Source organism: Streptomyces sp. NPDC031365, from assembly GCF_055569765.1.
Genome location: NZ_JBVIIM010000037.1, coordinates 24,205 through 44,901, shown reverse-complemented (window position 1 = coordinate 44,901; position 20,697 = coordinate 24,205). Strand labels below are relative to the sequence as shown.

The window sequence follows — 20,697 nt, the reverse complement described above, 5'->3', positions numbered from 1 at the left end:
GGCGCGCTGATCCCCCTCTGCGCCGCCCGTGTCCCGTTAGGCCCACCCCCCCCCCCCCCCCTCCTCCTCCCCCCCCCCCCCCCCCCCCCCCCCCCCCCCCCCCCCCCCCCTCGGCCGTGGTCCGGCGCACTCAGCGGAAGGCCGCCGACGAGGTGACGTTGCGCACCTCCCTCAGACCCGGGTGGCGTCGGCGCAGATGGTGCTCCAGGCGTCGGTGCAGCGTGAACCAGGAGGCGGGGCAGCCGTGGCAGGCACCGCCGAGGCGGACGGTGACGATGCCGTCCGTCACGTCGACGAGGTCGATCGTGCCGCCGTGCGAGCGGGCGAAGCCGCCCACCTCCCCGTCGAGGACTTCTCGGGCCGCGGCGTACAGCAGCGCGTCCTCGCCGGAGCCGCCGGGGTCCGGGGCGGGGATCCAGGCGGCCGGGTCCTCCAGCGCGGCGAGCAGCGCGGTGCGGACCCTGGCGCCCTCCGCGGCCCAGGTACGGTCCGGGGCGAGTCGGGTGACGACGGCCGTGGGCTCCAGCGTGATCCGCGTGAGGGTGCCGTCGGCCAGCAGGGTGGCCAGCGGAGCGGGCACGTCCACGAGTGGGCCGGTGCCGGTGAAGGTCCCGGCGGGGATGATCCAGCGCAGCCGGTCGGGCCGGCCGGGGACCGCCTGGGGGTGTGTGGGGATCATTTCTGCCGTCACCCGCTCAGCAGGGTGGTGACCGTCCGGGCCAGGTAGGCCATCAGCCAGGCCAGCGCGGTCAGGTAGGTGAGGGCGATCGCCGGCCACCGCCAGGTGCCGGTCTCGCGGCGCAGGACCGCGACGGTGGCCATGCACTGCAGCGCGTAGACGAAGTAGACCAGCAGCGCGGCGACGGTGGGCGGGGTGAACACCGGCTCGCCGGCGCGCGGGCCGTCGGAGTGGGTCATGTCCCGCAGGGCCTGGGCCGGTTGTTCGGGGTCCTCGGCGGAGGCGACCTGTCCGAGGGTCGCGACGAAGGTCTCGCGGGCACCCTGCGCCGACAGCACCCCGACGTTGATCCGCCAGTCGAAACCCAGCGGGTCGAAGACGGGGGCGACCGCGCGGCCCAGGTCGGCGGCGTAGCTGTGATCGACCGTGTAGGCGGACACGGCGACGGAGTCGGTGGGTTCGACGCCGGCCGCGCGCAGGTCCGTGTCCGTGTGCAGCGGCAGGTTCAGCAGCATCCACAGGACGACGCTGGTGGCGACGATGACGGTCGAGCACTTGCGCAGGAAGGCACGCGCGGAGGACCACATCGCCACCAGCACCGCGCGCGGGGCGGGCAGCCGGTAGGGCGGCATCTCCATGAAGAAGGGCATCGCCGGGCCGCGGCGGTCGCCGAAGGTCTTGAAGGCCCAGGCGGCCGCCATCGCGGAGACCGCGCCGAGGAGATACAGGCCGAACATGATCAGGCCCTGTGCGCCGAACGGGCCGATCCGGTCGGACGGGTCCACCAGCAGGCCGATGAGGAGCACGTAGACGGGCAGCCGGGCCGAGCAGGTCATCAGCGGGGCGGCCATCATGGTGGCCAGCCGGTCCCTGGCCGAGGGCAGCGTCCTGGTGGCCATGATGCCGGGGATGGCGCACGCGAAAGCGGACAACAGGGCCACGAAGGCCCGGCCCTCCAGTCCGGCGCGGGCCATCACACGGTCCATCAGGAAGGCCGCGCGCGCCATGTATCCCACCCCCTCCAGCAGGGCGAGGAGCAGGAACAGCAGCACGATCTGCGGGACGAACACCAGCACCCCGCCGACCCCGCCGATGAGGGCGTCCCCGAGCAGCCCGGACAGCCACCGGTTGCCGACATGGGCGTCCACCAGGCCCGACAGCCATCCGAACAGCGCCTCCACGGCACCCTGCAGGGGTGCGGCCAGGGTGAAGACCGTCTGGAAGAACAGCACCATCACCGCGAAGAACACCGCCGTGCCCCACAGCGGGTGCAGCAGCACCGCGTCCACGCGTTGGGTGGCCCGGTGACGGGTCGGGGGCCGGTATCCGGCGAAGTCGAGGACCGACTCCACCCAGGCGTCGCGTTCGCCCGGCACGGTGGGCGGTGCCACGGCCGGAACGGGCCAGGACCGCCAGTCGGCGAGCCGTTCACGCAGGGCCGCGATGCCGTGTCCGCGGTGGCCGACCACGGACAGCACCGGTACGCCGAGCGCCCGGGCCAGCGCCTCGGTGTCCAGGCGGCCCTGCCGGCGGGCCAGTTCGTCGGCGAAGGTGACCACGACGCAGGCCGGCAGTCCGCGGGCCAGGACCTGGGCGACGAAGCCGAGGGACCGCCGCAGTGTGGTGGCGTCCGCGGTGATCAGCAGCGCGTCCGGCCGGTCGGCGCCGGGGAGCCGGCCGTCCAGCACGTCGACCGTGATCCGTTCGTCCGGGCTGACCGGCTCCAGGCTGTAGGTGCCCGGCAGGTCCTCGACGGTGTGCCGGTGCCGGCCCGTGTGCACGGTCCCGACGAACCGGGACACCGTCACGCCCGGATAGTTCCCGGTCCTGGCGCGCAGGCCCGTGAGGCCGTTGAAGACGCTGGTCTTCCCCGAGTTGGGGGCGCCGACCAGGGCGATCCGGGACGTCCCGGCCGGAGGCGTCCCGACGGTGCCGCTGTCGTGGCATCCGGTGCTCACCGCTCCGCCTCGGCGACGTGCACACACTGCGCCTGGGCCCGGCGCAGGCACACCTCGTAGTCCATGACCCGGTACAGGACCGGGTCGCGCAGGGGCGCCCGGCGGACCACTTCGACCACGGTACCGGGGCTGAATCCCAGGTCGTGCAGGCGGCGGACCACGGCGGGCGTGCCGTCGGCGGCGATCCGGGTCACCGCGGCGCGGGTTCCGGGAGCCAGGTCCGCCAGGGTGCGCGGTGGGGCGTCGACGGCGGCGGGCGCCCGGACGGCTGCCGCTGTTTCGGACGAATGACCATTCAGACCGTTCACGAGATGAGGCTAGGCTCACCTATCTAGTGACGGGCGGAGGCGAGTGGCCCTCGTACGGGGCCGTTCGGCCCTCTCGGAGGGGTCCGCCCGGCCCTTCGTGCGGACCCGGTGGTGCGTGCCGCCGTCATGCCGTGCCGCCGTCGTGCCGTGCCGCCGTACGCGCGCCGGAGGGACGTCCGGCCGCCCGTGCCCGCGTGACCGCGGCCGGACGATGACCGGGCCGGGAGGAACCGCGCCCGGCGACAGCCTGTGAGCAGGGGGAGCGTCCGGGCGGGAGCCGGTGGTGGCGGAGTTCCTTGGCCGGGTCCGGTTCGGTCCGGGCACGCAGCCCCACCGGACACCGAGGACGCCGCTGAGGCCGAACGGCCCCTTCGCCACTGCTGCGGAGTCGTCGTACGGCGTCGTCGTCCTGCTCGTCCTGAACCGCTGCCGGACGTACCGGAGCGGACCGCCGGGAGGAGGGCCGGGGTCGCGGCCAGGGTCAGCGACCCTCCTGCCGCAGGCGGTCGCGGGCCTCGGTGGCGATCACGGCGGCCTGGATGCGGCGTTCCACGCCGAGCTTGGCCAGCAGCCGGGAAATGTGGTTCTTCACCGTCTTCTCGGCCAGGTACAGACGCTGGCCGATCTGCCGGTTGGTCAGTCCCTCGCCGATCAGTGCGAGGATCTCCCGCTCCCGGTCGGTCAGCCCCGGCAGCGCGTCCGGCTGCTCCTGTTCCTTCGGCTGTCCGCCGCGCAGCCGGGCCATCAGCTTGGTGGTCGCGCTCGGGTCGAGCAGCGACTGGCCCCGGGCCACCGTACGGACAGCCGTCACCAGGTCGGAGCCGCGGATCTGCTTGAGGACGTACCCGGCGGCGCCTGCCATGATCGAGTCCAGCAGGGCCTCCTCGTCGTCGAACGAGGTCAGCATCAGACAGGCCAGGTCGGGCATCTGCGAGCGCAGTTCACGGCATACGCTGACGCCGTCCCCGTCGGGCAGCCGGACGTCGAGGACGGCGACCTGGGGGCGCAGGGCGGGGACGCGTACGAGGGCCTGCTCGACGGTGGCGGCCTCGCCGACCACGCTGATGTCCGGTTCGTCGTTCAGCAGGTCGTGCACCCCGCGCCGGACCACCTCGTGGTCGTCCAGCAGAAAGACCCGGATCGGATTGTCGGGTCCGGGCTGCTCACCGTCCGCCATCGCATGCTCCTCGTTGTCCGCGTGCAGTGTTCCAGGACGATCCTCGCCGGTCCAGGGCCTGATGGCCAGGGCCTGTCGGCCCTGATCCCCCGGTGCCGCCCCTGCGACTACCCGCTCGGGTGCCCCCGGCCACCCGCTCGTGGGCGCCGGCGTGCTGTCCATGAGTGACCGCCCGTCGTCGAGGCATGCCTTCCCGTTTCCCGTACAGCACGCGGTAGCGCACTCCCCGGGCCGGGGGCGGCACGGGCCCGGCGCGCCCCGGAGGCGCTCCTTCGCGGGTCACCCGAGGGGAATGCGCGGCGCGGTGTGTGGGTCTCGTGAGGGATGTCAAGTGGCTACCGGGGCAGGCGTGTTGCGGCCGCCCAACTGATAAGATCATCTCACTTTCAGTAGGCTGGTGGTGCGTCATGAACGCGCACGGGGGACAGTCTCTAAGGCCCCGTCGCTGAGGAGTTGGCTTGGTCCGCCCCGAGGATCCGCGCCGCACGGCCGGAGCCGTCCCACGGACGCGCGGGCTTCCCGCACTCCCGGCGCGATGCGACTTGAAGAGAGTCTCATGACGTCATTGATCGAGGATCCACTGCTGTGGATCCTGCTTGTGGTGCTCCTCGCTGCGCTTTTCGCAGTGCAGCGGGCGCGGAGAACCAATCTGGCGCTCCGAAGAACAAGGAAGGACCTGGAGACGAATCTGGGCCAGGCCCAGGGCCGGATCGACCAGCTTCAGCAGCACATCGCCGCTCAGGACGGCCGGCACCGCGGTGACCTCGCGGATGTCCGGGCGGACGCGGAGTCGGCGACCAAGGCCGTACTGAAGTCGGCGATGGGCACGCTGCAGTCACTCGCCGAGGAGCAGCAGCTCCTGCTCGACGACCTGTTGAAGAAGTACGGCAACGACACCGAGGTGCTCGCCGATCTGATGTCCGTGGACCACACCGGCAGCCAGTTCGGCCGCCGGGCCAAGGGCATCTCGGTGCTGTGCGGCGGGTGGCTGGGCCGACGCGAGGGCGTGGCGACCGTCTACGACGTGGCCCGCAGCGCGCAGGGTCGCATCAAGGACTTCAACCGGGTGAGCATCCACGCCCAGGTCAGTGTCGCCGTCGCCAGCAGGGCGGTGGAGCCGGTGGCGGTGGTGCTGGCCGAACTGCTGGACAACGCGACCACCTACAGCGCTCCGGGCACCCCGGTCGAGGTCAACATCCAGGCGGTGCCGACGGGCGTGTGCTTCATCGTCGACGACGCCGGTCTGGGCATGGACCAGGAGACCAAGGACCGTGCGGCGGTCCTGCTGTCCGCCGACGGTTCGGTCGACATCACCGGTCTCGGCGACCCGCCACGGTTCGGGTTCGCGGTGTGCGGCATGCTCGCCGCACGGTACGGCTTCGCCGTCTCCGTCGGTTCGGTTTCCCCCTACGGCGGAGTGCGTGCAGTGATCCGAGTGCCGGAGAGTCTCCTGGCGGCCGAGGCCGTCACCCCCGCAGAAGTGGTGCGGGAGCCCGCGGCCGAGAACCAGGAGAGCGCGCCGCAGCGGCTGGCCCCGGTCCCGGTGGGCCCGTCGCACGTGGTGGGCACGACATCAGGCGGGCTGCCCAAGCGGCGCCGGCGTCAGGGGTCCATCTCTGTGGTGCCGTCCCCGGAGCCCGCGATCGACGAGCAGACGTCCGAGTCGGCCGGTGAGGTGACCGCGTCGCGCCTGGGGGCGTTCGCGCGCGGCACCCAGCTCGGACGGACCACGAACACCATGGAAGGACCTGACCACCAGTGAACACCGACCTGTCGTGGGTGCTGAACGACGTGCTCGAGGTGCGTGGGGCCCGCCACGCGGTCCTCGTCTCGGGCGACGGCCTGCTGCTGCAGCGTTCGGACGACATCTCACGTGACGACGCGGAGACCAACGCCGCCGCGATGAGTTCCATGCAGTCCCTCAGCCGGGCGGTCGCCGGCTTCGTCGGGGCGGGACACGGCATCTGGAAGCAGACGCTGCTGGAGTACGACGGCGGCTGGATCTTCCTGATCGCCGCGGGCCAGGGTGCCTACCTCGCCGTCTCGGCGGCGCTGGACGTCGACATGGAGGCCATGTCGTTCCGTATGCAGAAGACGGTGACGGCGCTGAGCAAGGCGATGAGTGTGGCGCCGCGCTCCGACAACGGTGCCGGCACATGACCACGCCCGGCGAGGAAGCATCCGTCACCAGCGACTTCGTCCGCTCCTACGTCATCACCGGCGGGCGGAGCCTGCCGTCGTCCGACGAACTGGCGCTGCACACCCTGGTCACCCTGGCCCCCGGGCGGACGCTTCCGCTGGGGGCCGGTCCGGAGGTCAGGGCGATCTGGGAGCTGTGCGCGGGCGGCTACCTGTCGGTCGCCGAGGTGGCGGGCCACCTCGGCCTGCCCGTCGGGGTGGCCCGGCTGCTCCTCACCGATTTATCGGAACAGGGGCACCTGCTGCGCCGGGCCGAGCCGCCCCGGGCCCAGAACGTTGACAGAGCGACCCTCGAGAAGGTTCTGAATGGACTCCAATCCCTCATCGGCTGAGACGGCGCAGAGGTCCATCTACGTCTCCAGCGCGGTGACCAACGCCGCCAAGATCCTGGTCGTCGGGCACTTCGCCGTGGGCAAGACGACCTTCATCGGCTCGCTGTCGGAGATCACTCCGCTGCGCACCGAGGAGAAGATGACCCAGGCGTCCGTCCACATCGACGACCTCAGGGGTGTGGCGGACAAGACCACCACCACGGTCGCCCTGGACTTCGGCCGTCTCACACTCAGCGACGATCTGGTGCTGTACCTGTTCGGCACCCCCGGCCAGCAGCGCTTCATGCAGCTGTGGGAGGACATGGCGCGCGGCGCGCTCGGCGCGCTGCTCCTGGTCGACCCGTTGCGGCTGGAGGAGACCTTCCCCGTCATCGACCTCGTCGAGCGCTACGGCCTGGAGTACGCCATCGCCGTCAACTGCTTCGACCCCTCCGCCACGTACAGCGAGGCCGAGGTGCGCGAGGCGCTCGACCTGCTCCCGGACACTCCGGTCGTCTACTGCGACGCCCGCGACCAGCAGTCGTCCGCCAAGGCGCTGATCGCGCTGGTGCGGCACCTGCTCGAGCGCGCGGCCTGACCTCCTCGCGTCCGCCCGGCCCGGGGACGCCGGTCCCCGGATCACTAAGGAAGACTTCATGGATCCTGACTCCACATCTGCGGCGACCGCCGGCAGATGCCCCATGCACGACACCGCGTTCGCCACCGATCCCCACCGGGTCTATGACCGGTTGCGCGAGTCCGCCCCGGCCGGTCCGGTCGAACTCGCCCCCGGTGTGGACGCCACCCTGGTCGTCGAGCACGAGATGGCGCTACGGGTGCTGCAGAACACGGAACTGTTCGCCCGCGACGCCCGCCGCTGGAAAGCCCTGAATGAGGGCCGCATCGGCATGGACAGTCCGGTGCTGCCGATGATGGCGTACCGGCCCAGCTGTCTGTTCACCGACGGCGCCGTGCACCTGCGGCTGCGCAAGGCCGTGGTGGACAGCCTGGCCCGGCTCAACACCGCGCGGATCCGGCGTGACGTCGAGCCGATCGCCGACTACCTGATCGACCAGTTCAGCGAGCGGGGCCGGGCCGATCTGCTCAGCGACTACGCCAAGCTGCTGCCGCTGCTGCTGTTCAACAAGCTGTTCGGCTGCCCGGCGGACATCGGTGACACCATCACCACCTCCGTGTCGGCGATCTTCGACGGCAAGGACGCGCTGCGCGCGAACGAGGAGCTCACCGCCTGTCTCATGGAGCTGATCGCACTCAAGCGGCGCCAGCCCGGTGACGACGTCACCTCCTGGCTGATCCATCACCCGGCCGGGCTGACCGACGAGGAGCTGAAGGATCAGCTGGTGCTGCTGATGGGCGCCGGCATCGAACCCGAGCGCAGCCTCATCAGCAGCTCCCTGATGCTGCTGCTGTCCGGGTCGGGCGGCGGGCAGAGCGGCATGCTGATCGAGGAGGCGCTCGATCACGTGCTGTGGAACCAGACGCCGATCGCCAATTACGCCACCCACTACCCGGTGCAGGACGTCGATCTCGGCGGTCACGTGGTGGAGGCGAACACTCCGGTCGTCATCTCCTTCGCGGGCGCCAACGGCGACCCCGCGCTGGACGAGGCCCGCCGCGCGCACAGCAAGGGCGCCCACCTGGCGTGGGGCGCGGGGCCGCACGCCTGCCCCGCGAAGGATCCGGCGCAGGTCATCGCGACCACCGCGATCGAGCGGGTGCTCAACGCGCTGCCCGACCTCACCCTGGCCGTGCCGGAGAAGGAACTCCAGTGGCGGCCCGGGCCGTTCCACCGCGCCCTCGACTCGCTGCCCGTGACGTTCAGTCCCACACCGGCCACCCGTACGGCGGCCGCGATCCGGGACCGGGCCCCGGCCCCGGGTGCGCAGCCCATGCCGACGGTCGCGTCCGAACCGGTCCGGCAGGACCCGTCACGAAGGAAGGGGTTCTGGAGCAGTTTCCTGGACATCTTCCGTGTCTGACGGCACGGCATGTGACGGGAACAACACACAACGGCACATGACGCGGGTAGGAGGAAGGGTAGGTTCCGGCGGTATCGGTAGCGTCCAGCCGAAGGAGCTTCACGTGACCGCCGTTGGCGACATGCGCGGGACCGTCCACGACCGCCGAGCCGTCATATCCCTTCTCCGCCGCCTGCGTTCGGCCGAAGGGCAGGCCGACCCCCTTCCCGTCTGGGAAGGGCTACGCGCCCTGGGGGACGTCGTACGCGCCCCCTGGGGCGCGTATTTCGTCACCTCGTTCGAGGCATGCAGCCAGGTTCTGCGCGGCAGGAACTGGCTCGTGCCGGACTTCGCCTGGCAGGAGCGGCAGCCCGACCCGAGACGCTGGCAGGAACTGGCCACCCAGGAGCTGACGGGCACCCTGTCCCGCATCAACGCCCCGACGCACACCTGCCAGCGCCGTGCCCTGGGCAACCCGTTCGACCGCGCCACCCTGGAGGGCATGCGTCCCCGGATCGCCACGCTCGTCTCCGGCCTCCTGGACGACCTGGAGGAGCGCCTGCGTGTCGACGGGGAGGCCGACTTCGTCCATACGGTCGCCGAACTCCTGCCTGTCCAGACGGTCGGTGAGTGGCTCCGCATCCCCGGGGAGCACTACGCGCGCATCCTGGACTTCACCCACCGGCAGGCCTATGCCCAGGAACTGCTGCCCACAAAGGAGGAACTGGCGCTGGCGGGCCAGGCCACGCTGGAGATGCGGGAGTTCTTCAACGACCTGATCCGCGACCGGCGGGCGCGCCCCGGCAACGATGTCCTCACCGGCTGGATCCGCCACTGGGACGCCCAGTACCCGCACGACCCGGCCGCCGCGGCGCGGGTGATCTACCACCTGACGATGTTCATCACCATCGCCTCGCTGGAGACCAGCGCGGTGCTGCTGACCAACGCGGTGCGGTTCGCCACCGAGGAACCCGCCCGTGCGGACTGGCTCCGGGCCCACCCGGATCACATCGAGGACCTGGTCGAGGAGACCCTGCGCTACGACCCCCCGGTCTGGCTCAACTCCCATGTGGCCGCCGACGACACCATCCTCGCCGGCACTCCCATCGCCAAGGACACCACCGTCCACATCCTGTACGGTTCGGCGGCCCACGACCCCCGTCGCAACCCGGACCCGCACGTCTTCAACATCCTGCGCGGAGGCGGCCACATCACGTTCGGCAGCGGCGCCCACTACTGCCTCGGCGCGGCCCTCGCGCGCCTGGAGGCGCGCGAGGTGATCGCCCAGGTGCTGGAGCGCTTCCCCACCCTCCGGCCCACCGGGCCCCCCTCCTACGACAATTCCCGGCTCGCCTTCCGCCGTATCACTTCACTGAAAGTAACGAAATGAACGCCCGTCCCCTCGCCGGACTCCCCGCCGACCGGATACTCAAGACCCTGCGCACCTACCGGCAGGGTCCTCACCTCACCATCGAAATGAACCTCCCGGAGGAAGGCAACGCCGTCGGCGACGCCATGCTGGACGACCTCCTCACCGTCCTCGACGAGCAGGACCCCGCGGTACGGGTCCTGGTGCTGGCCGCCGCCGGAGAGGAGTTCTGCCTCGGCGGCGACCGGCGCGAGTTCCCCCAGCACCTCGAGGACGATCCCACCGGCGGCGGCATCCGCGTCTCCGGTGCGAAAGCCCTGCGGGTGTGCGAGTCCCTCACCACCAACCCGGCCGTCACCATCGCCCGCATCCAGGGCAGGGCCGTCGGCGCCGGTGTCGGCCTCGCGCTCGCCTGCGATCTGCGCGTGGGCGTCGACACCGCCACCTTCCGCCTGCCCGAGCTCGCCCTGGGGGTGCCACCCGCCTGGGGCGGGCTGCTCCCCCGTCTCATCAGCGAGGTGGGGGTCGCCCGTGTGCGGGAGTTGATCCTCACCTCACGGGTCTTCGACGCCCAGGAGGCCCTCGAACTGTCGGTCCTGCACAAGGTCGTCCCGCGGGACGCACTCGACGCCGCCGTCATGGCCTGGGCCAAGCCCGTGCTGCGGAGGCCCGCCTCCGCCGTGCGGGTCACCAAGGCCATGCTCAACTCCCTCGCCGCCCCCACCCGTCTCGCCGACATCTCGGTGTTCGATCCCGAACTGCTGACGGCGATCCTCACCGAACAACGCCGCGCCGGCACGGCACGCTGAGCGCGGGCGCGCCACGCGACGGGGGAAGCGTGGTCCTCGCGGGAAAGCCGTTGCGCGGTGGGGTCCGTGCGCCGATCCTTGGTGCTCATGCCCCACTCGCTGCGTCCCGCCGCGCTCCTCGACGCACCCGCCATCACCGATCTGCTCAACAAGGTCGACGAGATCGGCCGTCCCGAGACGACCTGCACACCGTCCAGGCCGACCTGAAGCACCCGGGAACCGATCTGGAGCGCGACCCCTGGCTCGTGCTGGAGGAGGACCGTCTGGTGGCCTACGGGCTGCTGTGGGACGAGTCCGAGGGTGAACGCGTGAACATCGACCAGTACGTCCTGCCCGAACACACACCGGCACGGACTGACGGTCCACTACGCCGTCGACACGTGGGAGACGACTGTGTCCTGACGGCCGTGCGGCGTCAGGACGTGGACAGCCCTTCGACGGGGCCGGAGAGGACCGCCGTCGCGCTTCTCCCACAAGTGGTCCCTGGAGGACAGCCGTACCGACGGGACCTGGTCCGCCGAGGACCTGGAACGCCTCGTCCGTGCTCAGTCCGCGCCGTACCCGAGCGCCTTCACCTTTCACAGGAGCGGCGCCTCGAGGTCCTGTCGGCCGTGGTGTCGCAGGGGCGCTACGGGGCGGTGCACCCGGCCGTGTCTTCTACCGCGAGGGTGACGGGCGTGGTGATCGTCGCAAAGGCCCGGCGCCCGCACCGGCCGCGACCACCGGACGGCCATCACCCGGGTACGGACCGAGGACGGCCGGGAGCTGGGTGCGACCGAGCCCTTCACGTCGATGGGCGGACATCTCACCGGGCGCCCCCGAGGATCCGGACCGACCCCGGCACCGGGCACGCCCGGGCTCCGCGAGCCGTCTGCGAGGATGGAGGCGGATCCCGGAGCGTCGCGGTGTGCGGTGCTCGCCGCACAACTGGAGTACGCACGGTGTCGCCACAGCGCGGAGCGCCCCTCCCCTCCCATGAGGACCGCAAGGACCTGCAGGCCGACTGCGCCCATTGCTTCGGCCTGTGCTGTGTGGCCCTGCCCTTCGCCCGCTCCGCGGACTTCGCCGTCACCAAGCCCGCCGGTCAGCCCTGCTCGAACCTCCGGTCCGACTTCCGCTGCGGCATTCACGGGCGGCTGCGGGACCAGGGGTACGCCGGCTGTACCGTCTTCGACTGCTTCGGCGCCGGGCAGAAGGTGTCCCAGGTCACCTTCGGCGGCACCGACTGGCGTCGGGCGCCGGAGACGGCGCGCGCCATGTTCGAGGTCTTCCCCGTCATGCGGCAGCTGCAGGAGCTGCTCTGGTACATCTCCGAGGCCCTCGGCCTCGCACCGGCCCGCCCCGTCCACGAGGAGCTGCGGCGGGCGCGGGACCGGATCGACGGCCTGACCCGCGGCGACGCCGAGTCGGTCGTCGGGCTGGACGTGAACGCGCTGCGGGGCGAGGTCAACGAGCTGCTGCTACGGGCCGGCGAGCTCGCCCGGGCCCATGTCCCGGGCCGCAGGAAGAATCACCGCGGAGCCGATCTCATCGGCGCGCGGCTGTCCGGCGCCGGTCTGAGGGGGGCCAGCCTGCGCGGGGCCCTGCTCGTCGCAGCCGACCTCAGCGGGGCGGATCTGCGGGACACCGATCTGATCGGGGCCGATCTGCGCGACGCCGACCTCAGCGGCGCCGACCTCACCGGTGCCCTGTTCCTCACCCAGGCCCAGCTGAACGCCGCCCGGGGCGACGCGGCCACGGTGCTGCCTCCCGCGCTCGACCGCCCCGCCCACTGGTAGCAGGCGCGAGGGTCCGGGCCGGCACCCCGTCCGGGGTCACCCGACCCCTTTGTCTCCTCCACGTGCGCTGCGCTGCCCCTGGTGGAAACGCCCCGTCCGCGGCGACGGTCAGCCGGCCGCGGTGTCGACCCGCAGCCGTACCTGCTCCGCCAGGCGCCGCAGGCTCGTATCCAGGGCGTCGCTCACCTGCGTCTCACCGGGGTCGTGGCTGGCGTCGAAGAAGGAGAGGTGGACCGTGACCTCGCTCGCTCCGCTGTCGATGCCGGCGACCTGGAGCCAGCCACTGTAGCTGCCGCGGTCACGCGTGCCCCATTCGATCCGCATCTGATCCCGTTCGGCCCGCAGCAGGGCGGAGGTGTCCTCGTCGGTGCGGTCCTCGTGCACGGTGACGGCGGGCGGTTCCTCGGCGTGCACATGCAGCGCCTCGGGCAGCCAGTCACTCATCTGGTCGATGTTCGCCGCCTGGTCGAAGACCTGCTCGGGCTGTGCGGGCATCGTGCGGGAACGTTCGTACTCGGTCATCGCCGGTACCGCCTTTCGGTTCGGGTCGTGCGGCGGACGTGTGCGTGAGAGGCGGGGCAGCCCTCGCGGCCGTCACGGGCGACGGCAGCCCCGGGCCGTGGCGCTGGCTTGGCGTTGTCGAAAACCGCCTTCTGCGCCTCGTTGGGCCCGTCGAACCGCTTGTTCCCGCTCTGCGTCAGCTTCTGGAGCAAGGCGCTGTCCGCACCGTTGCTCTTCGCCAGCGCGACCAGGTCGTCACGGCCGGCGGGGTGGTCGGCGCCCTTCAGGGCCTTCTGCAGGTCGACCGGGTTGAACTCGGCCGCGTCGGCCTCCCGCGGGTTGCGGCGCGGCGGATCCGCGCGAGGGCGTGGCGGGTACCCAGGGCACCGGGGGGCGATTCGCCGCAGCGGCTCCCGGCGGTAGCCGAGTAGGCGGCACCGTCGGTCCGGGTACGCGTACTCAGGCGCCGGGGACGGGTCGTACCCGAAGCTGACGGGCAGGATTTCCGTCCGTCGAAAGGCACTGCCGTGCTCAGCCGCGCCGCCTCCGTCCTGCTGCCGATGTTCGGGCGGCTCACCGTAACCCGCGAAACCGACGGGCCCTTCGCCCCGGCCAGCGTCTTCGCCGCCAACCACGACTCGGTGGCCGATCCCGCCCTCGTGCTGGCCGCCCTGCGCCGGGTGGGTGTGACACCGGTCGTCCTGGCGACGGCGGGGCTGTGGCGCGTGCCGGTGCTGGGGAGCGCCCTGGCCAAGGGGGGCCATGTCCCGGTCCACCGGGGGACCGCCCGCGCGGCGGACGCGCTGGAGGCCGCGGCGGAGGCGGTGCGGTCGGGACGCCATGTGCTCATCTACGCGGAAGGTGGTCTGCCCCAGCGTGAGGACGCGGCGTGTACCGCGCCCCGGTTCTTCCGTACCGGTCTGGCCCGGCTATCGGCCGCCACGGGCGCGGCGGTCGTCCCCGTGGGCCAGGCGGGGGCCCGGAGGCTCGCCTCCGGGCCCGCCGCGAAGCAACTGGCCGGTGTTCTCACCGCCCCGGTACGCCGACCGCGGTTCCACGTGCACATCGGCCGGCCGGTGCGTCTGCCGTCCGGGGTGTCGGCCGGCACGGCAGTGGCACACCGGGCGGTCAGCGCGGCCTGGCGGCAGGCCGCCGGGGCCGTGGGCGAGCCGGCCCACCACGGCTTGCCCGACGGCTACTCGTCGTCGGGGTCGTTGTCGGTGCGGTCGGCCAGGCGTTCGTAGCGCTGTCTGGCGGCCTGCGGGCTGCGCAGGCCGAGGCCGAAGGCGATCTCCGGCCAGGTCATGCCGCGTCCCCGTGCCATCTGCAGCAGACCCGCCTCGAGCTCGTCCATCTCGGCGCGGGCGCGCGGCAGGAGGCTCAGCGCGGCGGTGATGTCCGCGCGGTCCACCTCGGGTTCGCCGTCCTCGGGCAGCGCCGCGCCGCTGAGCAGGAACGACACCAGCCTGACCGCCTCATGCGGGCTGATCACGCCGGGATGGGTCTGCCGGCGGCGCTGTCCGTCCGTGGCGGCGTGCCGTTCGGCGATGCGGAACAAGGACGCGTGCACCCGTTGCGCGCGTGCCGCGCCGGAACTCGGAGGGGTGAAGGGGTCGTTGGGCGGTTGTTCGGGGGTCGGAGGCATGGCACGATCATCATGGGTGAACAATTTGTTGTCAACGAAATACACCTCCGCCGTGGCGATGAGTTCGCGCGCCCAGGACCGTCCACCCTGCGACAGACCTCACCGGGACACGAGACAGGGAACGACACCATGAGCACCAAAACCGGCTTCTCCTACACCCTCACCCGCACCCTGGACGCCCCGGCGGACAAGGTGTGGCAGGCATGGACCACCCCCGGCCAGTACGCCCGATGGGCGTACTGCGCGCCCGGCTCGGTCGAGATGGACGTTCGGCCGGGCGGCGCCTGGAAGGCCACCGTGGTCACCCCGGACGGCGGGGAGTTCCCCATGACCGGTACCTACCTCGACGTCGACGAGAACCGCCTGCTGGTGGTGGGGATGGACGTCCCCGGGAAGCCCGCGCCCTCGGCGATGAGCGTGGGGCTGGACGAGGACGGCCCGCGAACGCGGATCGTGATCCGTCAGTCGTGCGACACGGCGGAGGAACGCGACACGGCCGAGCAGGGCAGCACCATGCTCCTCGACAGCCTGGCCGACTTCGTGGCCGGCGGTTCGAGCGGCTGAACGGCTTCGCGTGGTCCAACCCGCACGCCTCTGCGACGCTGGGGTGGACAGGTTCCGAGGACGAGCACCCTGGAGGGAGACCGATGGGACGCGACGTCCCGGCGCTCACCTTCACCCGCGAGGACCGCCGCCGCTACCGGATCAAGATGCAGGACTGCCTCGACGCGCTCGCGCAGATGCTGCGCGAGTCGCGCTTCGAGGCCGAGCGGCCCCAGGTGGGCCTGGAGATCGAGCTGAACCTGGTCGACGACCGGGCCGAGCCCGCGATGCGCAACACCGACGTGCTGGAGGCGATCGCGGACCCGGCGTGGGACACGGAGCTGGGACGGTTCAACCTCGAGATCAACGTCGCGCCCCGCCGGCTCACGGCGGGCGGCCCCGACGCCTGGGAGTCCGAGATCCGCGCGGCACTGAACCACGCGGATCAGCGCGCACGGTCCATCGGCGCACATCTGATCATGACGGGTATCCTGCCCACCCTGCGGCAGGGGGACGTCGGCGAGGGCGCGCTGTCGGAGAACCCGCGCTACCGGCTGCTCAACGACCAGATCTTCGCGGCGCGCGGCGAGGATCTGCAGATCGAGGTGACGGGTATCGACCGGCTGCGGACCTACGCGGACACCATCACTCCGGAGGCCGCGTGCACCAGTACGCAGTTCCATCTCCAGGTCTCCCCGGAGCAGTTCGCCGACTACTGGAACGCGGCGCAGGCGATCGCCGGCGTCCAGGTCGCGCTCGCGGCAAACTCCCCCTTCCTGTTCGGGAAGGAGCTGTGGCACGAGACGCGTGTGCCACTGTTCGAGCAGGCCACCGACACCCGCCCCGAGGAGATCAAGGCGCAGGGGGTGCGGCCCCGGGTGTGGTTCGGGGAGCGGTGGATCACCAGCGTCTTCGACCTCTTCGAGGAGAACCTGCGCTACTTCCCGGCCCTGCTCCCCCTGTGCGACGAGGAGGACCCCGCGGAAACGCTGACGCGCGGTGACATCCCCGAACTCGCCGAGCTGACCCTGCACAACGGCACCATCTACCGCTGGAACCGTCCGGTGTACGCCGTGGCCCACGACAAACCCCATGTGCGGGTGGAGAACCGGGTGCTGCCCGCCGGCCCGACCGTCGCGGACACGCTCGCCAACGGCGCCTTCTACTACGGGCTCACCCGTGCCCTGGTGGAGGAGGAGCGGCCGGTGTGGTCACGGATGTCCTTCTCGGCCGCCGAGGACAATCTGCGGACGGCGGCGCGGCACGGCATCGACGCCCGGCTGTACTGGCCCGGGATGGGTGAGGTACCGGCGGCCGAACTCGTGCTGCGGCGGCTGCTGCCGCTGGCGCACCGCGGGCTGGAGCGCTCCGGGATGGACGAGGCCTGGCGGGAGCCGCTGCTGGGGATCATCGAGCAGCGGTGTGTGGCGGGGCGCAACGGGGCGGTGTGGCAGAAGGAGATGTTCCATCACATCGACGCCACCGCGCACTGCGGCCGCCATGAGGCACTGCGGCGCATGACGCAGCAGTACATCGACTACATGCACCTCAACGCCCCGGTCCACACCTGGCCCGTGGAGTGACGCGGGGAGGGGTGAGGAGCCCGGCCACGCAGTGACGCAAGCCCGGCAGGGAACCCGGCCGTGTCACGATCCCGTGAGGGGCCCGGCTGCCGGGCTCCTCGCTCGGTTCGTTCGTCAGCCCGGCCGGCGTCCGGTCCCGGAGTCGTCGGGGTCGACGCCGGTGAAGGCGGATTCGTCCTTCGTGCCGCTGGGGCGCGCGGAGCGGCCCCTGCGTCCCGTGTCCCGCCTGCCTTCCTCGTCCCGGTCCGCGTACTCCTCGCCGCGCTTGGCGTCGCTGCGCACGACATCGCCCGGGACGGACGTGCGCTCCTCCTCGACGTGCTTGCGGCCCGCTCCGTGCGAGGGTGCGTGTTCCTCCGCGTGGAAGGAGCGGCGGGCGCTCGGGTTCTCCTCCTGCCGTGTCTCGTCGACGTCGGGCGACCAGCCGTGGTGTTGGGTCCCCTGGTGGCGACCGGGCCCGCGGCCCCGTGACGGTTTCGACGACTTGCGTTCCTCGGCCATGCGTCCGCCCACCTGTCCGCTCGTGTAGGGGGCGCTATTCCTCGACACCCCGGCAGTAAAAGCGTCCCACTCATCCCGATCCAGGGCATATCGGGTCACGTCGAGACCGCCGTGCCTGACCCTCGGTCCTGGTGGGCTCGCGTATTCCACTATCGCCAGTTGGCTCACCCGGCCTCGGAATCGCTACTGGATCAGCTACTCATCGTGACCAATGCCATGGAGTTCCGGCGAGTACACGACACATCAGCGTGCGAGCCCACCCGTCCCAAGGGCCAGCCCGGGCGACGGCTGCCATGGCCGTCACCGGCGTCCTGCCAAGTGGCCGGAACCGTCACTCGCGCGGGTGAGGAGGGGGATTCATGCCGAAGCTCCCGGCCCGGTATGACCGACCATCGCAGACAGCCGGGCCGCCTCTCGCCGACGGCCGCCACACCCCGGAAAGGCCGCCGTCATGCGCGTCCTGCTCATCGCCAGTGCCTACAACAGCCTCACGCAGCGGGTCCACGCGGAGTTGCGGGGCCGCGGGCACACCGTCGCCGTCGAGGTGACGCCCACAAGCCATGACGTGGTCCGCGCCGTGGACCGCCACGATCCCGAGCTGATCGTGGCCCCGATGCTCAAGACGGTCGTCCCCCGCGAGGTGTGGACGGTCCGGACGTGTCTGATCGTGCACCCGGGCCCCGTCGGCGACCGCGGTCCGTCCTCGCTGGACTGGGCGATCCACGAGGGCGCCACCGAGTGGGGAGTCACCGTTCTGCAGGCCGAGGAGGAGATGGACGCGGGGCCCGTGTGGGCCACGGCTGCGTTCCCCGTGCCACGGGCCGGCAAGAGCGATCTGTACCGGGGCGAGCTGGCCGACGCGGCCTGCGACGCCGTACTGGCCGCCGTCGAGCGGTTCGCCTCCGGCCGCCACTCCCCCGCCGGACAGAGCACCCTGCCGGCCGTGCCGGGCGCCCGGACCCGCCCACCGATGCGGCAGCAGACCCGCCGTATCGCGTGGACCGACGATTCCACCGCGACGGTGCTGCGCAAACTGCGCGCCGCCGACTCCCAGCCCGGCGTCCGGGACGAACTGCTCGGAGAGGAGTGGTTCCTGCACGGCGGCCATCCCGAGTTCCACCTGCGCGGACGCCCCGGCGAACTGCTGGCCACCCGGGCGGGGGCCATCTGCCGGGCCACCACCGACGGCGCGGTGTGGATTCCCGAGCTGCGGGCCCGTACCGGCCCCGGCGCCCCGCGCGCCTGCAAGCTGCCCGCCGTGCTCGCCCTCGGGGAACGGCTGCCGCAGGTCGCGCAGTTGTCGGCGCCGCCGCTGTGTCCCGCCGGCGACGACGCTCCCTGGTCGGACATCCGGTACCGGGAGCACGGCCCCGTGGGGATGCTGTCGTTCTCCTTCCCCGGCGGCGCGATGTCCACCGACCACTGCCGGCGGCTGCTGGACGCCTACCGGGCGGCCTGCGAGCGGCCGACGTCCGTCCTGGTCCTCGGTGGCACCCGCGACTTCTTCTCCAACGGCATCCACCTCGGCGTCATTGAGGCGGCACCGGACGCGGCGGCGGAGTCCTGGGCCAACATCAATGCCATGAACGACCTCGTCGAGGCCGTCCTGACCACCACCGACCGTCTCGTCGTCGCCGCGATCGGCGGCAACGCGGCAGCGGGCGGCGTCATGCTGGCCCTGGCCGCCGACGAGGTCTGGTGCCGCTCCGGCTCCCTACTCAACCCGCACTACCGCCTCATGGGCCTGTACGGCTCCGAGTACTGGACCTACAGCCTGCCGCGGCGGGTGGGCGCCGCGGCGGCGGAGCGGCTCACCCGGGAGGCGCTTGCCGTCGGTACCGGGCAGGCGCGGGACATCGGCCTGGCCGACCGGGTGATCGAGTGCGCTCCCGCCCGCTTCCGTGCCGAGGTCACCCGGCTGGCACAGCGCTGGGCGGAATCTTCCGGCGCACAGTCACAGCTCGTCGCGAAGAAGGCCGAGCACGAGCGCCGGGAGGCCGTCACACCGCTGGCGGCGGTGCGCGAGCGGGAACTCGCGCACATGCACACAATCTTCTTCGACCCGACCGCGCCCTACCACGCGCTCCGCCGGGCGTTCGTACGCAAGGAACCGCCGACGGTACCGCCTGCGGTACCGGCCGGTGTGGCCGACGCTTGAGCCACGCACACCGACCGAGACACCGGCTCCGCCGCATCCCTCCCCAGGAGGCCCTGATGAACGCAAGCCCCCCGGCCGCGAACGCCGAGCCGGAGACCTCCGGCGCCGTCGGCACGGACGACAAGCCGATCCACATCCTCTGGATCAACGCCGGGCTGAGCTGCGACGGCGACTCGGTCGCCCTGACGGCAGCCATGCAGCCCAGCATCGAGGAGATCGCGCTCGGCGGACTGCCGGGACTGCCCAAGATCGCCGTGCACTGGCCGCTCATCGACTTCGAGTGCGGGCCGGTCGGGGGCTCCGACACCTTCATCGAGTGGTTCTTCAAGGGTGAGCGCGGCGAGATCGATCCGTTCGTCCTGGTGATCGAGGGGTCCGTGCCGAACGAGGCGATCAAACGGGAGGGCTACTGGTCCGGCTTCGGGGACAACCCGGAGACCGGACAGCCCATCACCACCAGCGAGTGGATCGACCGGCTCGCCCCCAAGGCCCTCGCCGTCGTGGCCATCGGCACCTGCGCGACCTACGGCGGCATCCACGCCATGGCCGGCAACCCGACCGGCGCGATGGGTGTGCCGGACTACCTGGGCTGGGACTGGACGTCACAGGCCGGCATCCCGATCGTCTGTGTTCCGGGCTGCCCCATTCAACCCGACAACTTCGCCGAGACCCTCACCTATCTGCTCTACCAGGCAGCGGGCTCCGCGCCGATGATTCCGCTGGACGACAAGCTCCGCCCCACCTGGCTGTTCGGGGCCACCGTGCACGAGGGCTGCGACCGGGCCGGCTACTACGAGCAGGGCCAGTTCGCCACCTCGTACGACTCCCCGCAGTGCCTGGTGAAGATCGGCTGCTGGGGACCCGTGGTGAAGTGCAACGTGCCCAAGCGCGGCTGGATGAACGGCATCGGCGGCTGTCCGAACGTCGGCGGCATCTGCATCGCCTGCACCATGCCGGGCTTCCCCGACAAGTTCATGCCGTTCATGGACGAACCCCCCGGCGCTCGGCTCTCCAGCGCGGCCAGCGGCGCCTACGGAACGGTGGTGCGCAAGCTGCGGACCATCACCATGCAGACCGTGGACAAGGAGCCCAAGTGGCGCCGCACCGGCCGGGAACTCACCACCGGCTACCGGCCGCCCTGGTGACCGGCTCCCTCCTGCCCCGCTGATCCGCCGACCCGCTCACCGACCCGAACAACC

Annotated in this window: 21 protein-coding genes and 1 pseudogene; 14 read left to right on the top strand and 8 right to left on the bottom strand. The window is 71.6% G+C overall.

Annotated elements, in window-relative coordinates; genetic code table 11:
- Positions 1 to 130: 130 nt before the first annotated feature.
- The 4 genes from ACZ5C2_RS34630 to ACZ5C2_RS34615 form a co-directional block, all read right to left on the bottom strand.
- Complete coding sequence (locus ACZ5C2_RS34630; RefSeq protein ID WP_468800178.1) at positions 131 to 679, bottom strand: NifU family protein; 549 nt, start codon at positions 677 to 679, stop codon at positions 131 to 133.
- An 8-nt stretch (positions 680 to 687) separates the two neighbouring features.
- Positions 688 to 2,637, bottom strand: coding sequence for a ferrous iron transporter B (gene feoB, locus ACZ5C2_RS34625; RefSeq protein ID WP_468800176.1), 1,950 nt, complete (start codon positions 2,635 to 2,637; stop codon positions 688 to 690).
- The gene (locus ACZ5C2_RS34620; RefSeq protein ID WP_468800174.1) at positions 2,634 to 2,945 is read right to left on the bottom strand and encodes a FeoA family protein; all 312 of its coding nucleotides are present in this window, start codon (positions 2,943 to 2,945) and stop codon (positions 2,634 to 2,636) included. Before ACZ5C2_RS34620 ends, feoB begins: the two co-directional genes overlap by 4 nt.
- 481 nt (positions 2,946 to 3,426) lie before the next feature.
- A complete protein-coding gene (locus tag ACZ5C2_RS34615) occupies positions 3,427 to 4,122 on the bottom strand; it encodes a response regulator (RefSeq protein WP_468800171.1) in 696 nt (231 codons plus the stop codon).
- A 556-nt stretch (positions 4,123 to 4,678) separates the two neighbouring features.
- Here ACZ5C2_RS34615 and ACZ5C2_RS34610 point away from each other — a divergent pair.
- The 9 genes and pseudogenes from ACZ5C2_RS34610 (at position 4,679) to ACZ5C2_RS34570 (ending at position 12,567) form a co-directional block, all read left to right on the top strand.
- Complete coding sequence (locus ACZ5C2_RS34610; RefSeq protein WP_468800169.1) at positions 4,679 to 5,884, top strand: ATP-binding protein; 1,206 nt, start codon at positions 4,679 to 4,681, stop codon at positions 5,882 to 5,884.
- Positions 5,881 to 6,282, top strand: a complete 402-nt coding sequence (locus ACZ5C2_RS34605; RefSeq protein ID WP_468800167.1) for a roadblock/LC7 domain-containing protein — start codon at positions 5,881 to 5,883, stop codon at positions 6,280 to 6,282. Before ACZ5C2_RS34610 ends, ACZ5C2_RS34605 begins: the two co-directional genes overlap by 4 nt.
- Entirely contained in the window at positions 6,279 to 6,653 is a 375-nt protein-coding gene (locus tag ACZ5C2_RS34600; protein ID WP_468800165.1) for a DUF742 domain-containing protein, read from the top strand. Before ACZ5C2_RS34605 ends, ACZ5C2_RS34600 begins: the two co-directional genes overlap by 4 nt.
- On the top strand, positions 6,628 to 7,230 hold the full coding sequence (locus ACZ5C2_RS34595; RefSeq protein ID WP_468800163.1) for a GTP-binding protein: 603 nt from the start codon (positions 6,628 to 6,630) through the stop codon (positions 7,228 to 7,230). The genes ACZ5C2_RS34600 and ACZ5C2_RS34595 overlap by 26 nt, the downstream gene beginning before the upstream one ends.
- 103 nt (positions 7,231 to 7,333) lie before the next feature.
- Complete coding sequence (locus ACZ5C2_RS34590; RefSeq protein ID WP_468800219.1) at positions 7,334 to 8,632, top strand: cytochrome P450 family protein; 1,299 nt, start codon at positions 7,334 to 7,336, stop codon at positions 8,630 to 8,632.
- A 103-nt stretch (positions 8,633 to 8,735) separates the two neighbouring features.
- Complete coding sequence (locus ACZ5C2_RS34585; protein WP_468800161.1) at positions 8,736 to 10,001, top strand: cytochrome P450; 1,266 nt, start codon at positions 8,736 to 8,738, stop codon at positions 9,999 to 10,001.
- On the top strand, positions 9,998 to 10,789 hold the full coding sequence (locus tag ACZ5C2_RS34580) for an enoyl-CoA hydratase/isomerase family protein (RefSeq protein ID WP_468800159.1): 792 nt from the start codon (positions 9,998 to 10,000) through the stop codon (positions 10,787 to 10,789). Before ACZ5C2_RS34585 ends, ACZ5C2_RS34580 begins: the two co-directional genes overlap by 4 nt.
- 465 nt (positions 10,790 to 11,254) lie before the next feature.
- Positions 11,255 to 11,608: pseudogene (locus ACZ5C2_RS34575) on the top strand (methionyl-tRNA formyltransferase); the annotation flags it as partial.
- 122 nt (positions 11,609 to 11,730) lie between these two features.
- Positions 11,731 to 12,567, top strand: a complete 837-nt coding sequence (locus ACZ5C2_RS34570) for a pentapeptide repeat-containing protein (RefSeq protein WP_468800157.1) — start codon at positions 11,731 to 11,733, stop codon at positions 12,565 to 12,567.
- 108 nt (positions 12,568 to 12,675) lie between these two features.
- Here ACZ5C2_RS34570 and ACZ5C2_RS34565 read toward each other — a convergent pair whose 3' ends face one another.
- Positions 12,676 to 13,089 carry an SRPBCC family protein gene (locus tag ACZ5C2_RS34565; protein ID WP_468800155.1) on the bottom strand — a complete coding sequence of 138 codons (414 nt, stop codon included), beginning with the start codon at positions 13,087 to 13,089 and terminating at the stop codon, positions 12,676 to 12,678.
- The gene (locus ACZ5C2_RS34560; protein WP_468800153.1) at positions 13,086 to 13,703 is read right to left on the bottom strand and encodes a DUF2795 domain-containing protein; all 618 of its coding nucleotides are present in this window, start codon (positions 13,701 to 13,703) and stop codon (positions 13,086 to 13,088) included. The genes ACZ5C2_RS34565 and ACZ5C2_RS34560 overlap by 4 nt, the downstream gene beginning before the upstream one ends.
- Here ACZ5C2_RS34560 and ACZ5C2_RS34555 point away from each other — a divergent pair.
- On the top strand, positions 13,596 to 14,312 hold the full coding sequence (locus ACZ5C2_RS34555; RefSeq protein WP_468800151.1) for a lysophospholipid acyltransferase family protein: 717 nt from the start codon (positions 13,596 to 13,598) through the stop codon (positions 14,310 to 14,312). The two genes, ACZ5C2_RS34560 and ACZ5C2_RS34555, sit on opposite strands and share 108 nt — an antisense overlap.
- Here ACZ5C2_RS34555 and ACZ5C2_RS34550 read toward each other — a convergent pair.
- Positions 14,264 to 14,713: a DNA-binding protein gene (locus ACZ5C2_RS34550; protein WP_468800149.1), complete on the bottom strand. Its 450-nt coding sequence runs from the start codon at positions 14,711 to 14,713 to the stop codon at positions 14,264 to 14,266. The two genes, ACZ5C2_RS34555 and ACZ5C2_RS34550, sit on opposite strands and share 49 nt — an antisense overlap.
- Before the next feature lie 129 nt (positions 14,714 to 14,842).
- Here ACZ5C2_RS34550 and ACZ5C2_RS34545 point away from each other — a divergent pair, with 129 nt between their 5' ends.
- Together ACZ5C2_RS34545 and ACZ5C2_RS34540 are read left to right on the top strand one after the other, a co-directional pair.
- Positions 14,843 to 15,277 carry an SRPBCC family protein gene (locus tag ACZ5C2_RS34545; RefSeq protein ID WP_468800147.1) on the top strand — a complete coding sequence of 145 codons (435 nt, stop codon included), beginning with the start codon at positions 14,843 to 14,845 and terminating at the stop codon, positions 15,275 to 15,277.
- A gap of 83 nt (positions 15,278 to 15,360) precedes the next feature.
- On the top strand, positions 15,361 to 16,839 hold the full coding sequence (locus tag ACZ5C2_RS34540; protein ID WP_468800145.1) for a glutamate-cysteine ligase family protein: 1,479 nt from the start codon (positions 15,361 to 15,363) through the stop codon (positions 16,837 to 16,839).
- Between the two features lie 114 nt (positions 16,840 to 16,953).
- On the opposite strand, the gene ACZ5C2_RS34535 is transcribed toward ACZ5C2_RS34540, so the two are convergent.
- Positions 16,954 to 17,340, bottom strand: coding sequence for a hypothetical protein (locus ACZ5C2_RS34535; RefSeq protein WP_468800143.1), 387 nt, complete (start codon positions 17,338 to 17,340; stop codon positions 16,954 to 16,956).
- A gap of 451 nt (positions 17,341 to 17,791) precedes the next feature.
- Here ACZ5C2_RS34535 and ACZ5C2_RS34530 point away from each other — a divergent pair, with 451 nt between their 5' ends.
- Both ACZ5C2_RS34530 and ACZ5C2_RS34525 read left to right on the top strand, forming a co-directional pair.
- Positions 17,792 to 19,498: a hydrogenase maturation protein gene (locus ACZ5C2_RS34530; RefSeq protein WP_468800141.1), complete on the top strand. Its 1,707-nt coding sequence runs from the start codon at positions 17,792 to 17,794 to the stop codon at positions 19,496 to 19,498.
- A 56-nt stretch (positions 19,499 to 19,554) separates the two neighbouring features.
- On the top strand, positions 19,555 to 20,643 hold the full coding sequence (locus ACZ5C2_RS34525; protein WP_468800139.1) for an NADH-quinone oxidoreductase subunit B family protein: 1,089 nt from the start codon (positions 19,555 to 19,557) through the stop codon (positions 20,641 to 20,643).
- Positions 20,644 to 20,697: the final 54 nt, after the last annotated feature.

Excerpts from the sequence above, each read along its gene's own strand:
- ACZ5C2_RS34630 (WP_468800178.1), bottom strand. The coding sequence starts at position 679 with ATGATCCCCACACACCCCCAGGCGGTCCCCGGCCGGCCCGACCGGCTG.
- ACZ5C2_RS34615 (WP_468800171.1), bottom strand. The coding sequence starts at position 4,122 with ATGGCGGACGGTGAGCAGCCCGGACCCGACAATCCGATCCGGGTCTTT.
- ACZ5C2_RS34610 (WP_468800169.1), top strand. The coding sequence starts at position 4,679 with ATGACGTCATTGATCGAGGATCCACTGCTGTGGATCCTGCTTGTGGTG.
- ACZ5C2_RS34600 (WP_468800165.1), top strand. The coding sequence starts at position 6,279 with ATGACCACGCCCGGCGAGGAAGCATCCGTCACCAGCGACTTCGTCCGC.
- ACZ5C2_RS34595 (WP_468800163.1), top strand. The coding sequence starts at position 6,628 with ATGGACTCCAATCCCTCATCGGCTGAGACGGCGCAGAGGTCCATCTAC.
- ACZ5C2_RS34590 (WP_468800219.1), top strand. The coding sequence starts at position 7,334 with ATGCACGACACCGCGTTCGCCACCGATCCCCACCGGGTCTATGACCGG.
- ACZ5C2_RS34580 (WP_468800159.1), top strand. The coding sequence starts at position 9,998 with ATGAACGCCCGTCCCCTCGCCGGACTCCCCGCCGACCGGATACTCAAG.
- ACZ5C2_RS34565 (WP_468800155.1), bottom strand. The coding sequence starts at position 13,089 with ATGACCGAGTACGAACGTTCCCGCACGATGCCCGCACAGCCCGAGCAG.
- ACZ5C2_RS34550 (WP_468800149.1), bottom strand. The coding sequence starts at position 14,713 with ATGCCTCCGACCCCCGAACAACCGCCCAACGACCCCTTCACCCCTCCG.
- ACZ5C2_RS34545 (WP_468800147.1), top strand. The coding sequence starts at position 14,843 with ATGAGCACCAAAACCGGCTTCTCCTACACCCTCACCCGCACCCTGGAC.
- ACZ5C2_RS34540 (WP_468800145.1), top strand. The coding sequence starts at position 15,361 with ATGGGACGCGACGTCCCGGCGCTCACCTTCACCCGCGAGGACCGCCGC.
- ACZ5C2_RS34535 (WP_468800143.1), bottom strand. The coding sequence starts at position 17,340 with ATGGCCGAGGAACGCAAGTCGTCGAAACCGTCACGGGGCCGCGGGCCC.
- ACZ5C2_RS34530 (WP_468800141.1), top strand. The coding sequence starts at position 17,792 with ATGCGCGTCCTGCTCATCGCCAGTGCCTACAACAGCCTCACGCAGCGG.
- ACZ5C2_RS34525 (WP_468800139.1), top strand. The coding sequence starts at position 19,555 with ATGAACGCAAGCCCCCCGGCCGCGAACGCCGAGCCGGAGACCTCCGGC.